We start from the raw sequence: 14,434 nt of genomic DNA, 5'->3' as shown, positions 1-14,434 counted from the left end.
AAGCGGGGTATAATGTAACAGGGAAATCTATACGCGTCCTAACGTCTCCTGTATTTTCAGGGGATTTTGTTTTGTAAAATCTTTGTTATTCTCCTCATCGTTATCGTGTATTTCGGATTGAAAGATGAGGGCTGCATTCAACTTTCGTCACTACTAGCCCCCATCGTTATATTCTTCTAGCAATGAGCCTAATAGAATTTCTTTTTGAATGACGAGTTTTAATATATGTTCGATGGCTTGCATATTTCCGCTCTCAATCGTTCCTCGTAATACGTCTGTCAGTGCTTGCTCCATGTTTATAATTGATTGCAATGCGGGACAAGATGACACGGTTACCGAGAAAACTTGTGCGATATAAGTCAACCCCCCTCCTCCGGCAGGGGATGCCACAACGGATGTTGTGGCACTTTTATCGCCTGGACGAACGAAGGGACTCACATCCACCTCTAGTGTATCCCAGAATCCTCTTACTGCATCCATTCCCTCTATACCATCTTGCTCATGAAACGCATCTGTAGAGCGGAGTGTAGCCGTGGGACCTGCGACGACTACGCTGTTACATATCGCCTGATTTCCAGGAGAAGTAGCTTGACTGTCTGCGACGATATAAAAAGTTTTGGCCTCTGGAAATTCCGTTATTTGAAAACCAGAAAAGGTTGTCGAGACGGTATGATTATAGAAAGTAACCCCCCCATCGTGGATGATAACGGTTTTTAACAATAAATTGGGATTGGTAAAGATCAGGATAAGGGAAGCACCTTCCAAAAGTGGAAAAGTTGCTTTTACAAATGGAGAGGAACTGTCGGTATCTCCTGAAGGAAATCCAGTTAATATATTGAGACCATCTGTGACGATTTCTGTCACATCCGCACGAAATACATCCATACTTCCCGCATTCCCACAAGGTGGAGCGATAGAGGAGGCAATGGATTCTCCGGTAATGGGAACACCATTGCATACACCCTGTGCGTTCACAGTCTGGAAATTCAAACGAAGCACAGCCCAATATAGAAAAGCTTTGTAAATCGTAGAACCTTCTGGAATGGACCCTTTCATATTGATTGTTCCGAAACCACGATTCCGCATTCCTATACCTTTTGCCACACAATCTCCTTGTATCGTTTTCTGAAAAAAGGGAGTCAACGGTACCGAAGGTTCCATAATAGACTTCACATCACGATGACAAGCGCTTTTAGAATGTCGCTTTGACATGATACATCTCCTTTGGATTTCACTTGTTGCATAACGGTATTGATTCTTCATGGATAGGAAAATGTGGTTACCCACATTTTATGGAGAGAATTAACATGGGTCATCGAAGGAAGAAAATTCTTCTACTAAAAGTTCCAGGATGATTTCTTTTTTGATAACGAGCTTTAATATTTTTTCAATGGTTTTCGTATTTCCACTTGCTACAGCCGCTTTTAATGCGTCTGCGAGCGCCTGTTCCATATTGGCAACGGCTTGCTTAAAATCATGGTTTGATGTCATACTTTAAGCTCCTTTCTGCATGATGGTAGATGGTACGTGTTATCTTTATAATATTTAGGTTATGCATAGGTATCAAAATGGTTATAGCGGCATCAAAATATTACATAGGGATATCCTGTATGCTCATCAACAGATAGAAAAATAATCGCTTACATTACACGCCTGGAAAATAAAACGACGACCTACTACCATAGATCGTCGCTTGTTGGAAGTTTAGGATGACTTCTGTATTTCATTCGTTTTTTATCAATACCGAAGGTTAGTCAATATCTCGACAGCGTCTTGGACAAGATGCTACAACGGATATTGCATTAATTTGATCAACAGCGATATGGGTAAAGGCTGCACAGTCATCAAAATTATCAAGATCACTTACAATCAGCGTGCAGCCATCAAATGAAACCTCTTGAAAAATAGCATTTACGGGATCTTGAAAACCAAATTGGATACGAATACAAGTTCCTGGACTTAATTTTCGTAGCAACCGAAGAACGCTATTATGTCTACAATGAAAGCGACAACCATCATCAAAATCACAGCGACGGCGACGGCGAAAACCATCATCAAAACGGCACATAGTATGGCCCCCTTTTTTTTCTATCTGTACATCGTATGAAAGAATCTCGTAATTGGTATGGGTATCCGTTGAGTTCGTAAAATAGAAGAGGATGGGGAGCGTTCTACGTCTTTTTTTAAAAACATACATTATGTTGTATGACAAAAAAATGGTATGCAAGGATTGGCAATAAAATAAAGATGTATAGGATGTAGTATGTTTCATGAAATAAAGAAGGGAAATCGAAAACATTATTAGAATATTTTGTATGAGAAATGCATGACCCCTAACTTGTGTGTCATGTTTCTTTTGTTGAAATAGAAGAAATGATGCAAGACAAACCCTTCCGGTTTCTGACAAAAAAATAGGCTTGTTGTAAAGCTTGTAACACGAACTCTTTTGTCATTGTACGATTTTGATTGGTTTTTTTTACTTTGAATTGTTAATTTCATACATGATCATGTACAGGATCATAGTGTTTCGAGTTGGTGGTTGCTTTATATGTTTTTACATCTGATGATTGTAATCCTTATTTTCTCATAATAAACGCTATTACCTCATAAGAGATACGAAGAATGACCAAATATTGATACCTCCATCTCACTCGTAAATGACTTATGAGATAGAGGTATCAATATTTCTGCCGAATACCAAAAGGCAAGGAAGTGTTCGGTAACATGCTATCTACAAATATAAGAATCTCATAAAACTAGATACTCTTGGGTTTGTAGGTACATCCCATCCCTAAAAACCTAACTGAATCATACAAGGAGGCGAGGATATTGAAAGCAGGGCAGTACGGTAGAGAGTATGAAATGATGCAAACTGGAAAACATCATCCACTTCCATTGGAAGGCATGAACCAGTCCGCAGCAACCATAGATAATACGGAACAAGTCCAATCGAGCGTGTCATTTTGTTCAATCGTACAGGTGCCAAATGGCTTTGTGTACGTACCGAACGGTACTCGAAAACTCGCATATAGCCTGTCTGGCTTAGCTACTGTAAAAGAAACCTCTCAGAAAACCATTACAGTAGACAATTGCGGACCGGTGGATGTGACACTGAATCTTTTGAAAGTGGTGGGAAGCATCGCATATATAGTCAATGCACAAGTGCAGGGAGAGTGCGGGGAGAAACAGGGTGCTTCTTCAGGACGTGATAATCAAATTGAGATGAGTCATACGGGGCATATTCCAGTGAATACGGTACTGAAGTTTAGTGTAGCAGATCTTCCAGATTATCAAATAGAAGAAAAAAATGTCATAATTTCAGCATTTGACGTCACGCCGGTGCAAGAGCAAGAAAATCAGTTTCTTCGTTTTACAGGAATATTGAATTTTCAGAATGTTCCGAAGTAGAGTTCATGTTAGAAACTTACAGAATGAGGAAATGATTACCGTACATATGATATGTCATTATCTTGAAACCAGTCCTGATTTTTCATTTCTTTCATTTTAAATCTGTATGTAGTGCAAAAGAAGAACAAATATGGAAGAGTATATGGAAGGATGCAGATGAAATCGAATCAGCCTTCTTGATGGGAAGGCGAGAGAAGGATTGGGGGATTATGAATGAATCAAATGGATCATAACAATGAATATGAAGTCATGGATAGTGGTAGCATGTATCGCCAGCCAAGGTATCCACTTGCGAATGCATCAGGTTCTGAACTGCAAAATATGGGGTATAAAGAGTGGATGGAGATGTGTCCAGATGTAAAACGAGAAATTCTCGGACAGATAGGAATCCGCCCCTATCAGATAGATGAATGGGAGGCTGTTGGAAAGACACTAACGATAGTTACGGGGACAATTGCTGCAATCGCAGGTGTGGCTTCAGCTTCGTTTCCACCATTAATAGTTGTAGCGGGCGTATTCGCAATTATTTCTTTGCTTCTAGATGTGTTGTGGCCGGACTCTGATCCTGCATCTGCGGATTCGCAAAGCACATGGTATGAGTTCATGGATGCTGCAGAAGTGATGGTAGGTAAGAAAATTTCAGAAGTGGTAAAAAGTAGAGCCGATGTTCAATTAAGAATTGTACAGTCACGAATTCAAGATTATCAACAGGCAGCCTGTAATTTCCAAAAATACCCCAATGATGCAAGGTATCAGGAGTTAATAAGGGATGCATTTGATGATGCTGAAGATGCATTGAAAGACGCCATAAAACTCTTTAGTGAACCAAGGTATGAACTCCTACTGTTATTCAATTATATGCAGGCAGCCAATCTTCATTTGCTTTTGTTAAAGGATGTTGTAAGATTTGGAGAAAGCTGGGGATTCCCACAGCAAAGAGTGGATCAATATTATACGAACACGGGTGTAGGTAACCCAGGCATGGTACAATTAATAGTACAATATACAAACTATTCTATGAATCAGTATGAGAGAGGGATAAGGGATAAGGAAGAAGAAACAAAGGGGTCGTTCCACTATCAGGAGGAGTATTTTACGTATCGTACAAATATGACTATGTTGGTGTTAGATCTTGTAGCGCTATGGCCAACATATGATCCATACAGGTATCCGTTAGCTACAGAAGTACAACTCACGCGAAAAGTATTTTCAGCTTGTATTGGCGTTCCAGCGGGGAATTTTGACAAATGGCCTATCGAAATGGGTATGACATGGGATAGCGCTCCTACGCTATTTCGGTGGTTGCAGCTGTTCACTGTTGTAGGTTATCGCAACGCCGACGTTGCTCAACACTTTGCTGGAGTAAACTCAATCTATCGGACCACCAATTCTCCTTATGATATTACGGTCGGGACTGGGAACTCCCCAAGACCTGAGGATAGGATCGAATGGAGAAGTTATGGTGGAAGGTATAACTACGTTCTCGGTAACAGGATCAGTAGTGGACGCCTAAACTACATGAGATTCTTTGATTATACTGGAGGTTCTTTCTATGCCGGATACTCCGGAAGTCCTTTGAGCTACGATACTTATTTTGGAACTCCTTGTAAGGATGTTCCTTTAGAAGCTAATGACCCTGATGTTTGCCAGCCAAATCAATGGCAGGAAAACCCAACCGGTGTTTGTTTTTCAAGCCAATATGGTACTAATAACTTGAATGCGGTTATCCCAGATGGGTACTCGTATATAAATCCCGGTAAACCATTTGCAACTAGTTTTGCTTTTGCCTGGCAATCTAATACATGCGACCCCTCAAATTACCTAAGGCGAGATAAAATTGCCCAAATCCCAGCCGTCAAGGGGAATCGACTAGGACCTAATGATTCTTACGTAATTAGGGGTCCTGGTTTTACAGGAGGAGATTTAGTAGAGCTAAGACCAGGGCTAGTAACAGGGGCAGGGGGAGTATTAGAAGTTCATCTATACAAACCTGTAGGCGTGAACTATGACATGCGATTTCGTTATACGACTGCTACATTTACTCAGTTACAAGTTGTGGTGCTAGATTCAAATCTGAACCCAATAAGAACCTTGCCAACCTTCTCGATGAGCCAAACAACAAATCAGGAATCAAACCTCTTGCGACCTGAGTCATTTTTGTACACGTACACTGAGCGCCTAACCTTAAATCAGCTCGAGAGCATAACGCTCAGAATCACAAACATTGGAACGGGGAAGGTTGTTCTCGACAAAATTGAATTCCTTCCAGTTGGAACAGGGGTGGAAGTGTATGAAGCAGAGAACAGTTTAAACAAAGTACGGAAGACAGTGGGTGCCTTGTTTACGAATGATGCGAAAAATGCGCTGGAATTGAATATCACGGAGTACCAGGTAGATCAGGCCGCAAGACTCGTAGAGTGTATGTCTGATGAGATGTATCCAAAAGAAAAAATGTGTTTACTCGATCAGGTGAAATGTGCGAAGCGACTCAGTCAAGCACGCAATTTGTTAAATGCTGGCGATTTTGAATCTTCCGAATCGTTCGGAGAGAATGCGTGGAAAACAAGTAGTCAGGTAGTTCTTGCATCCGACAATCCACTCTTTAAAGGCCGTTATCTCCATATGTCAGGTGCGAATTATTCCCCGTTTCATGATCAGGTATTCCCGACATATGCGTATCAAAAGATAGAGGAAGCGAAGTTAAAACCATATACACGATATATGGTACGAGGATTTATTGGAAATAGTAAAGATTTAGAAGTGTTTGCCGTAAGGTATGATAAAGAAGTGCACAAAAATATGAACGTACCAAATGATAGTATACTAACCAATCCATGTACGGGAGAATACCCATTAAAACAAGGTTCCTATCCTGTGATGATAAACCAGGTCATCCCGCAAAACATGTCCTGTGGTCCATGTGAAGATGGCTCACAGATGATGATGCAACAAACCAGTATGGTATGTGCAGATCCACATGAATGGGAGTGTCACATTGATACAGGTGAGCTTGATATCAATCAGAATCTGGGCATATGGGTTGGCTTTAAAATTGGAACGACAGATGGCCTAGCGACACTAGATAATATAGAAGTAATCGAAGAAGGTCCGTTAACGGGAGAAGCATTAACTCGTATGAAAAAACGAGAATACAAATGGAAACAAAAGTGGAACGAGAAATACATGAAAATCGAAAAGGCTGTGCAAGTCGCACAACGTGCGATTCAAGGCTTATTCACACATGCAGATCAAAGCCAATTGCAAGCCTCCGTCACATTACAGCATATTATAGACGCGGAGAAATGGGTACAAAACATTCCGTATGTGTATCATCCATTCTTAGTCGGAGCTTTACCAACCGTACCAGGAGAAGCCTATGATATCTTCCAACAACTGTCCGGTGCCGTTGCGAAAGCACGGGTGTTATATGAACAACGTAACGTGCTAAGAAATGGAGACTTCAATGCAGGACTATCGAACTGGCAGGGAACTGAGGGGACGCAGGTACAACAGATAGGGAATACATCTGTGCTCGTCATCTCAGATTGGAGTACAAACGTTTCCCAACAAGTATGTGTCCATCCTGAACATGGCTATGTGTTACGTGTCACAGCGAAAAAAGAAGGTTCAGGGGAAGGCTATGTGAAAATCAGTGATGGTACGGAAGAAAATACAGAAACACTGAAATTTATAGCGGGAGAAAGTGCAACAAGTTTGGTACCACCGATGACGCCGTCTCGTGAATCCTATTATGAGCAAGACATGACGAACTACCCAGCAGAACAAAGTGGATCGCAGACATATGCAAACGGGAATCAAATGAATTACCAATCAGAGAGTTTTGGAATCAATCCGTACGGTGATGAGGATATGATGAACGATCCAGCATCTTATGCGGGAACAGATTGTGGATGTGGCTGCAGTAAAAAGGCATCGATGAGTTATCCACCTAACAACTATGAAATGAATGCCTATGCAGGTAACACAAGCGGGGCCAATCCTACCGGATCAAGTTGTGGATGTGGTTGCCATAGAAAAGTATACACAAGTGAAGATAACATGACTACGTACGCTTCCGAATCCCTGTCTGGTTATATCACGAAAACAGTTGAAATCTTCCCAGAAACGAATCTTGTTTGCATTGAAATCGGAGAAACAGCGGGAACATTCCTAGTGGAAAGTATTGAATTGATTCGAATGGGTTGCGAATGATCGAATAAGTAGCAGACTCCCTGAAGTAGTAGGGAGCCTGTTTTTTATGATATACATCTTAAAATCATTTTGATGTGCTGAAATACGGATTCTTTTTATGGAGGGTTCTTACAATTCATAGCGCTATATTATCCTGTATGCTGAGTAACAGACAGAACAATAATTGCCTGCATTACACGCTGGGAAAATAAAACGACGACCTACTGCTATAGATCGTCGTTCGTTGGAAGTTTAGGATTCCGCCTGCATTTCATTCGTTTTTTATCCATACAGAAGGTTAGTCAATATCTCGACAGCGTCTTGGACAAGAAGCTACAACGGATATCGCGTTAATTTGATCAACAGCGATATAGGTAAAAGCTGCACAGTCATCAAAATCATCAAGATTACTTACAATCAGCGTGCAGCCATCAAATGAAACCTCTTGAAAAATAGCATTTACGGGATTTTGAAAACCAAATTGGATGCGAATACAAGTTCCTGGACTTAATTTTCGTAGCAAACGACGAATGTGATTATGTCTACAATCAAAGCGACGACGGCGAAAATCGTCATCAAAATCATGATCAAAACGGCACATAGTATGGCCCCCTTTTTTCCTTTTTCTATCTGTACATCGTATGACAGAACTTCGTAATTGATATGGGTATACGTTGAGTTCATAAAATAGAAGAGGATAGGAAGCGTTCTACTTATTTTAAAAAATCCCCCATTTAATGATAGGTCAATAAAATAGATATAGAAAAAAAACAAGTCTGCAGCTATTTTAGAAGACGCAGAACAGGTGAATCCTCATATTTCTTTCTGTTGTAGCATAAACATGCCAGATGGAAAGAAAAAAGTGATGTATGGTTTATCTCAGCTATCAAAAGGAAGTCAATTTCTTCGATTGATAGAAACGCTAACTTTTTAGCATAGCCCTCTTATCCCACTATATTGGTATGGGATAAGAGGGCTAAAACTGAAATGGAGGATTGTCGATGAATCAAAAATGTAATCATAATGAATATGAGACACTGGATAGTGATAGCATGCCTTGTCAGCTGAGGTATCCACTTGCGAATGTACCAGGTTCTGAGTTGCAAAACATGAATGATCAAAATGTGATGAACATGAGTGTTGGAAGGGCCTACAATATAGCGCAACAGGCAAATGTAAATGAGGCTGTCTCTACAGCGTTAAGTGTTACTGAAGCTACTCTTTCAAACACCGGAACAGCTCGTAGTAGTGTAGCACTTGCAGCGAAAGGTATTGCTGCCATTTTTAAAATCCTCTGGAAACAACGTAAACAACAAACGCAATGGCGACAATTCATGGATGCAGTAGAATACCTTATAGATAAAAATATTACAATTGCCGTACGAAGCAAAGCTATTTCAGAATTAGAAGGTGTAGAAGCTACCCTGGAGTTATATCAGGAGGCAGCCCAGGATTGGAATCAAAATCCTAGTAATGCAGCTACTCAAGCACGGGTACTTTCACAATTCCGTATTACGAATTCGTTTATGGAGTATGCTATGCCCTCATTTCGAGTGCTGGATTTTGAGGTTCCTTTACTAACCGTGTATGCACAAGCAGCTAATTTACATTTGCTCTTATTACAAGATGCAGTTAACTTCGGAAAGGACTGGGGGATGACCCCGGCAGAAGTTGTGGATTTTAATACTAGGTTTCGAAGACGTACAGCAGATTACACGGATTATTGTGTGAATACCTATAAGGTAGGTTTAGACAAAGCCGTCGCCTTAAAACCGAATATAAAAGACTATAATAAATATCCATATTTAAAAGGGTATACCACTAGTGGATCTACGACTGATTTTTACATTCCCGTGATTCATTGGAATCTTATGAATGATTTTCGAAGAGACGTGACTCTTATGGCATTAGACTTGGTAGCAATATGGCCAACATATGATATAGAAAAATATACAAACCCCAATGGTGTGAATATTCAATTATCAAGGGAGGTCTATTCAACAGCGTACGGTAAAGTTGAAAATAAATCGCAAAATTGGGAAGTTATCGAACGTAATTTTGTGCGGTCACCTCATCTCGTTACGTGGCTAACAAACTTAGCCTTTTATATGTCATCAAATCCTGGCTATTTTGATTTGGAGCAATATGCAGGGATAAAGAGCAGGCTGTCTCTCACAGGCAGTAATTCCACCTGGGAGGAAGGGCTGTCACCTGTTCAGGCATATTCTTCGATCCAGAACGTTACATCTAATGACATTGGTGGCCTGAGAATAACAACTAATGAAGTCACGTGTGCATTTGATTTTAAGAATCCTATAGGTGCAAGGATTAAGGCTTTTGGAAAATGTTATGAGTCGTCCTTCGGGGGGCAGTATGCGTATGTACATGAGGCAAGTATATCTCCTCCTTCCAGTTCTTATCCAGCCACGCATCGCCTATCCTATGGAAATGCAATGGAATCTAAACTTGCAAGTGGCACTAAGGGGTTAAAGTGTGTAGGATTATTTGGATTTGGCTGGTTGCATAACAGCTTAACACCAGAAAATACAATAGTATCTGATAAAACGACTCAAATTCCGGCGGTGAAAGGAAATGCCGTAGATAATGGCGCTACGGTGGTAAGAGGTCCTGGTAGTACGGGAGGGGATCTTGTAAGATTACCTGCGTATAATCAGCAATGGACACAATTGCGTGTGAAAGTAAGACCGTCCGCCACTGCACGAACAAGAGGATATAAAGTTCGAATCCGATACGCAAGTGAAGGTAATGCCAATCTATTTGTAGGGAGGTATGATGATTCTTACGGATGGCGGGAAAACGATAACTATCCGGTTGAACGAACGTTTTCCGGAAGTATGACATATAGCGCTTTCACTTACTTGGATACCTTCAATTTTTCCGCAAATGAAGAAGAATTTAAAATAGAGCTACGTTGTAATAGTGGTGGCCCTATCTATATTGATAAAATTGAATTTATTCCAGAACCAGAACCACCAACGCCAGAACTACCAGTAACTCCTGGTATCTATCAAATCGTGACAGCTTTAAATAATAGTAGTGTTGTAGATATGGATCCAAGCACTAAGAATGTTCACTTATGGCAAAATGGTAATGCTGCTAACCAAAAATGGAGGTTCGTTTATGATTCGGGTCAAGGAGCGTATCAAATTAAAAATATAGCGGATGAAAATTTAGTATTAACTTGGCAGCGGTCGGAAGGAGATAATGTGAGAGCAGTCTCTAATGCAAACCGTCCAGAGCAGTATTGGATCATTCAACAGAGCGTTGTAGATACAGAATATGTTTTTTTACAAAATAAGTCTAATCAAACTAGAGTATTAGATGTAAGTGGTTCTGGTACTGCAAATGGAACAAATATTGGAGTATACACTAATAACGGCACCACAAATAAAAAATTCAAACTTACTAGGTTGAGTTAAAACGATGTAGTGTAATTATTTTTGGTTAAAATATACATTTAACACGCATCTTAAAGCAAAGCTCACGAAGGAGGATGTTCAATGAATTACAATGTGACAAAAGCGCGAGAGGCGGTCCATGCCTTGTTTTCGAATCCAACGACCTTACAATTGAACGTCACAGATTATCAGGTGGATCAGGTGGCAACATTAGTAGAGTGTCTATCTGATCAAATCCATCCAAAAGAAAAAATGTGTTTGCTGGATCAAGTGAAATGTGCAAAACGCTTGAGTCGGGAACGGAATCTATTAAACTATGGAGATTTTGACTCTTCAGATTGGTCTGGCGTAGATGGATGGAACATAAGTGCTCATGTATACACGATAGCGGATAATCCGATCTTTAAAGATCATTATCTCAATCTGCCAAGTGCAAATCATCCCATATTGAGTGATAAAATATTTCCAACGTATGCATATCAAAAGATAGAGGAAGCAAAGTTAAAACCATATACCCGCTACATCGTACGAGGATTTGTGGGGAATAGTACAGATTTAGAAATATTCGTCGCGAGATATGATAAAGAAGTGCATAAGAAAATGAATGTACCGAATGATATCATCCCAATCAATCCGTGTACAGGAGAATCTTTATTGCAATCAACTCCGTATCCCGTTATGTCAAGCAATAGGATGCCGCAAGACATGTGGTGTAATCCATGTGAGAATGGATATCAGACTGCAGCCGGGATGATGGTTCAACAGACAAATATGGTGTGTCAAGATCCACATGAATTTAAGTTCCCTATTGATATAGGTGAGCTCGATATGGAGCGAGATCTAGGCATCTGGGTTGGGTTTAAAGTGGGAACGACAGATGGTATGGCAACACTAGATAATATAGAAGTGGTAGAAGTAGGACCGCTAACGGGAGATACCTTAACTCGTATGCAAAAACGAGAGCCAAAATGGAAGAAAAAATGGGTAGAGAAACAAATGAAGGTTGAAAAGGCGGTACAAATCGCACGAGATGCGATGCAGACGTTATTCACAAATTCTAATCAAAATCGTTTGCAAACGGCTATCACATTACAGGATATTTTACGTGCGGAACAATTGGTGCAGAACATTCCATATGTATACAATGCATTCTTACAAGGGGATGTATCAGGAGTACCGGGTGTAGCGTATGCATATGACATGTTTCAACAACTTTCCGACGTCGTTGCGACAGCCCGGTGGTTATATGATCAGCGAAATGTGCTGATTAATGGGGGTTTCACTGCGGGATTGTCAAACTGGAATCGCACAGAAGGTGCAGACGTACAACAGATTGGAGAGGAATCTGTGCTCGTGATTTCAGACTGGAGTGCAACCATTTCGCAACAGGTGTGTGTGGAACCAGAACATAGCTATGTGTTACGTGTAACGGCAAGAAAAGAAGGATCTGGAGAAGGCTATGTGACGATTAGTGATGGTACGGAAGAAAATACAGAAACATTGAAGTTGATAGCTGGTGAAGGGGCGACAAGTCCGGCCGCATCTAATAACCGTTCTACACTTCGCGAACGCTATACTGAGCGTAATATGGTGACCTCTTATACAGAAGCATATGGAACAAATGGGTATGTTAGAAATCAAGATATGTCGAACTATCCATCAGACAATTATGGAAGAAATGCATATCCTGGCGCTACTCCTATGAATGATCAATCAGAGAGTTTTGGATTTACTCCGTACAGTGATGAAAATAGTATGATGAATGATCCATCGAACCATTACGAAATGAATGCATACCCTGGCAATATCAATATGCCAACGAATCAAGGGGCGGTGTGCAAATGCGGTTGCAATAAAAACGCATATCCGAATGAGAATATGACGATGAGCAACTATTCACCAAATCATTATGAACCCAATGTATATCTTAGCAACACAAACATGACCAATCATCAGGGAATGGGCTGTGGATGTGATGATAGCGTCGATGAATATCCGATGGTAGAAGAAAGTACCCTTGACCTTTCTGATTATGTAACGAAAACGGTGGAAATCTTCCCAGAAACGAATCGCGTGTGTATTGAGATTGGAGAGACAGCGGGAACATTTATGATAGAAAGTATAGAATTGATTCGAATGGATTGCGAATGATCCATTAGGTAGCAGGCTCCCTGAAGTAGTAGGGAGCCTGCTTGTTATGATATAAAACGTGAAACAATTTTTATGTGTAGAGAGGAAAATTGCTTCTATGGATGTTTCTTACAATTAACGACGCTCGCATTCTCGTGGAAGATCACATGGAATGGAACCCAGCGTAATTACATTAATCTTATCAACTACCAGATGCGCAAGTCCTGGAAAACAGTCAAAGTCAGATAAAATCACAAGTCCATTTTGAAAACCTTGAAATGTTCCTGTTGTTGGTGGTTGACAGTCGTATTGTATGATAATACATGTACCAGGGCTTAAGCGTCTTAAAAAATGTAGAATGCCATTTGTATAGTAACCTGCACTATAATTTTGATAAATCTCATTCTCGAGTGGTCTTTGCTCACATTGACAATGATTGTGTTCGTTTTTCATTTTATCAGGCCTCCTTATGTTTACAGTGCACTCTATGTCTGTAGAAACAATTGGGTGTATGTACCATAAAAAAAGGTAACTACTCAGCCTCCAAAAGGAGGCTGAGTAGTTACCCTTTTATTCTACATCTATACCAATCGGGCTATCTTCCACTACGATTGTATCCACCACAACATTATCTTTTACCTTGATCACCGATACATTATTTGAACCAAAATTTGCTACATAAACAAATTTTCCATCCGAAGTAATCGTGATCCCTCTTGGCTGAAGGCCAACAGGGATCGTTGTAATTACAATATTTTGTTTTATATCAATGACAGACACAGCATTCGCCCCAAAGTTTGCTACATAAGCAAACTTTCCATCTCGAGTCATAACAATCCCTCTTGGTTGAGGGTTTACAGGTATGGTGTCAACAACCATGCTTTGTTGGACATTTATGACAGACACAGTATTTGAATTACTGTTTGTTACGTAAGCAAATTGTCCGTTTGGTGTGAACATAACTTGTCTTGGCCCATCCCCAACCGCTATTGTACCAATCACCATATTCGTTTTCGTGTTAATTATAGATATATTATCGGTTCCATCATTCGGAACATATAAAAGTTGATCATTTGGTGAAACAGCGCCTAAAATAGGTCCATCCCCAACCGGAATTGTTGCAATTACCAAATTTGTCTTACTATCAATAACTGATACAGTATCTGAACCATTATTCATCACATACACACGTTTTCCGTTCGGACTAATGACAATACCAGCGGGATGATTTCCAACAGGTATGATAGTACTAACACTTTGCTGTTTTACATCTATCACGAATACAT

Annotated in this window: 11 protein-coding genes; 5 read left to right on the top strand and 6 right to left on the bottom strand. The window is 40.3% G+C overall.

The window, feature by feature from the left end:
- Positions 1 to 153: 153 nt before the first annotated feature.
- The 3 genes from ACP6L7_RS34245 to ACP6L7_RS34235 all read right to left on the bottom strand — a co-directional run bounded on the left by ACP6L7_RS34245 (position 154) and on the right by ACP6L7_RS34235 (position 2,068).
- A complete protein-coding gene (locus ACP6L7_RS34245; RefSeq protein WP_430529168.1) occupies positions 154 to 1,212 on the bottom strand; it encodes a hypothetical protein in 1,059 nt (352 codons plus the stop codon).
- A gap of 90 nt (positions 1,213 to 1,302) precedes the next feature.
- Positions 1,303 to 1,491 (bottom strand): hypothetical protein, encoded by a 189-nt coding sequence (locus tag ACP6L7_RS34240; protein WP_430529167.1) that lies wholly within the window; start codon positions 1,489 to 1,491, stop codon positions 1,303 to 1,305.
- A 259-nt stretch (positions 1,492 to 1,750) separates the two neighbouring features.
- Positions 1,751 to 2,068 (bottom strand): hypothetical protein, encoded by a 318-nt coding sequence (locus ACP6L7_RS34235; protein WP_430529166.1) that lies wholly within the window; start codon positions 2,066 to 2,068, stop codon positions 1,751 to 1,753.
- A gap of 761 nt (positions 2,069 to 2,829) precedes the next feature.
- Here ACP6L7_RS34235 and ACP6L7_RS34230 point away from each other — a divergent pair.
- The 3 genes from ACP6L7_RS34230 (at position 2,830) to ACP6L7_RS34220 (ending at position 7,620) form a co-directional block, all read left to right on the top strand.
- Complete coding sequence (locus ACP6L7_RS34230) at positions 2,830 to 3,408, top strand: hypothetical protein (protein WP_430529756.1); 579 nt, start codon at positions 2,830 to 2,832, stop codon at positions 3,406 to 3,408.
- 62 nt (positions 3,409 to 3,470) lie between these two features.
- Complete coding sequence (locus ACP6L7_RS34225; RefSeq protein ID WP_430529755.1) at positions 3,471 to 3,641, top strand: hypothetical protein; 171 nt, start codon at positions 3,471 to 3,473, stop codon at positions 3,639 to 3,641.
- A complete protein-coding gene (locus tag ACP6L7_RS34220) occupies positions 3,622 to 7,620 on the top strand; it encodes an insecticidal delta-endotoxin Cry8Ea1 family protein (protein ID WP_430529754.1) in 3,999 nt (1,332 codons plus the stop codon). The genes ACP6L7_RS34225 and ACP6L7_RS34220 overlap by 20 nt, the downstream gene beginning before the upstream one ends.
- A 277-nt stretch (positions 7,621 to 7,897) precedes the next feature.
- Here ACP6L7_RS34220 and ACP6L7_RS34215 read toward each other — a convergent pair whose 3' ends face one another.
- Entirely contained in the window at positions 7,898 to 8,200 is a 303-nt protein-coding gene (locus ACP6L7_RS34215) for a hypothetical protein (protein ID WP_430529753.1), read from the bottom strand.
- A 400-nt stretch (positions 8,201 to 8,600) separates the two neighbouring features.
- Here ACP6L7_RS34215 and ACP6L7_RS34210 point away from each other — a divergent pair, with 400 nt between their 5' ends.
- Together ACP6L7_RS34210 and ACP6L7_RS34205 are read left to right on the top strand one after the other, a co-directional pair.
- A complete protein-coding gene (locus ACP6L7_RS34210) occupies positions 8,601 to 11,039 on the top strand; it encodes an insecticidal delta-endotoxin Cry8Ea1 family protein (RefSeq protein WP_430529752.1) in 2,439 nt (812 codons plus the stop codon).
- Between the two features lie 81 nt (positions 11,040 to 11,120).
- Positions 11,121 to 13,169, top strand: a complete 2,049-nt coding sequence (locus ACP6L7_RS34205) for a hypothetical protein (RefSeq protein ID WP_430529751.1) — start codon at positions 11,121 to 11,123, stop codon at positions 13,167 to 13,169.
- A 114-nt stretch (positions 13,170 to 13,283) separates the two neighbouring features.
- On the opposite strand, the gene ACP6L7_RS34200 is transcribed toward ACP6L7_RS34205, so the two are convergent.
- A complete protein-coding gene (locus tag ACP6L7_RS34200; protein ID WP_430529162.1) occupies positions 13,284 to 13,601 on the bottom strand; it encodes a hypothetical protein in 318 nt (105 codons plus the stop codon).
- A gap of 117 nt (positions 13,602 to 13,718) precedes the next feature.
- Positions 13,719 to 14,434, bottom strand: a 716-nt coding sequence (locus ACP6L7_RS34195; protein WP_430529750.1) for a beta-propeller fold lactonase family protein, incomplete at its 5' end; no start/stop codon positions are given.

It is taken from the genome of Bacillus silvicola, from assembly GCF_050524305.1.
Lineage (GTDB): Bacteria > Bacillota > Bacilli > Bacillales > Bacillaceae_G > Bacillus_A > Bacillus_A cereus_AT.
This window is presented reverse-complemented; position numbering and strand designations above follow the sequence as displayed.

Coding starts and splice junctions, on each gene's coding strand:
- ACP6L7_RS34245 (WP_430529168.1), bottom strand. CDS start 1,212: ATGTCAAAGCGACATTCTAAAAGCGCTTGTCATCGTGATGTGAAGTCT.
- ACP6L7_RS34240 (WP_430529167.1), bottom strand. CDS start 1,491: ATGACATCAAACCATGATTTTAAGCAAGCCGTTGCCAATATGGAACAG.
- ACP6L7_RS34235 (WP_430529166.1), bottom strand. CDS start 2,068: ATGTGCCGTTTTGATGATGGTTTTCGCCGTCGCCGTCGCTGTGATTTT.
- ACP6L7_RS34220 (WP_430529754.1), top strand. CDS start 3,622: ATGAATCAAATGGATCATAACAATGAATATGAAGTCATGGATAGTGGT.
- ACP6L7_RS34215 (WP_430529753.1), bottom strand. CDS start 8,200: ATGTGCCGTTTTGATCATGATTTTGATGACGATTTTCGCCGTCGTCGC.
- ACP6L7_RS34210 (WP_430529752.1), top strand. CDS start 8,601: ATGAATCAAAAATGTAATCATAATGAATATGAGACACTGGATAGTGAT.
- ACP6L7_RS34205 (WP_430529751.1), top strand. CDS start 11,121: ATGAATTACAATGTGACAAAAGCGCGAGAGGCGGTCCATGCCTTGTTT.
- ACP6L7_RS34200 (WP_430529162.1), bottom strand. CDS start 13,601: ATGAAAAACGAACACAATCATTGTCAATGTGAGCAAAGACCACTCGAG.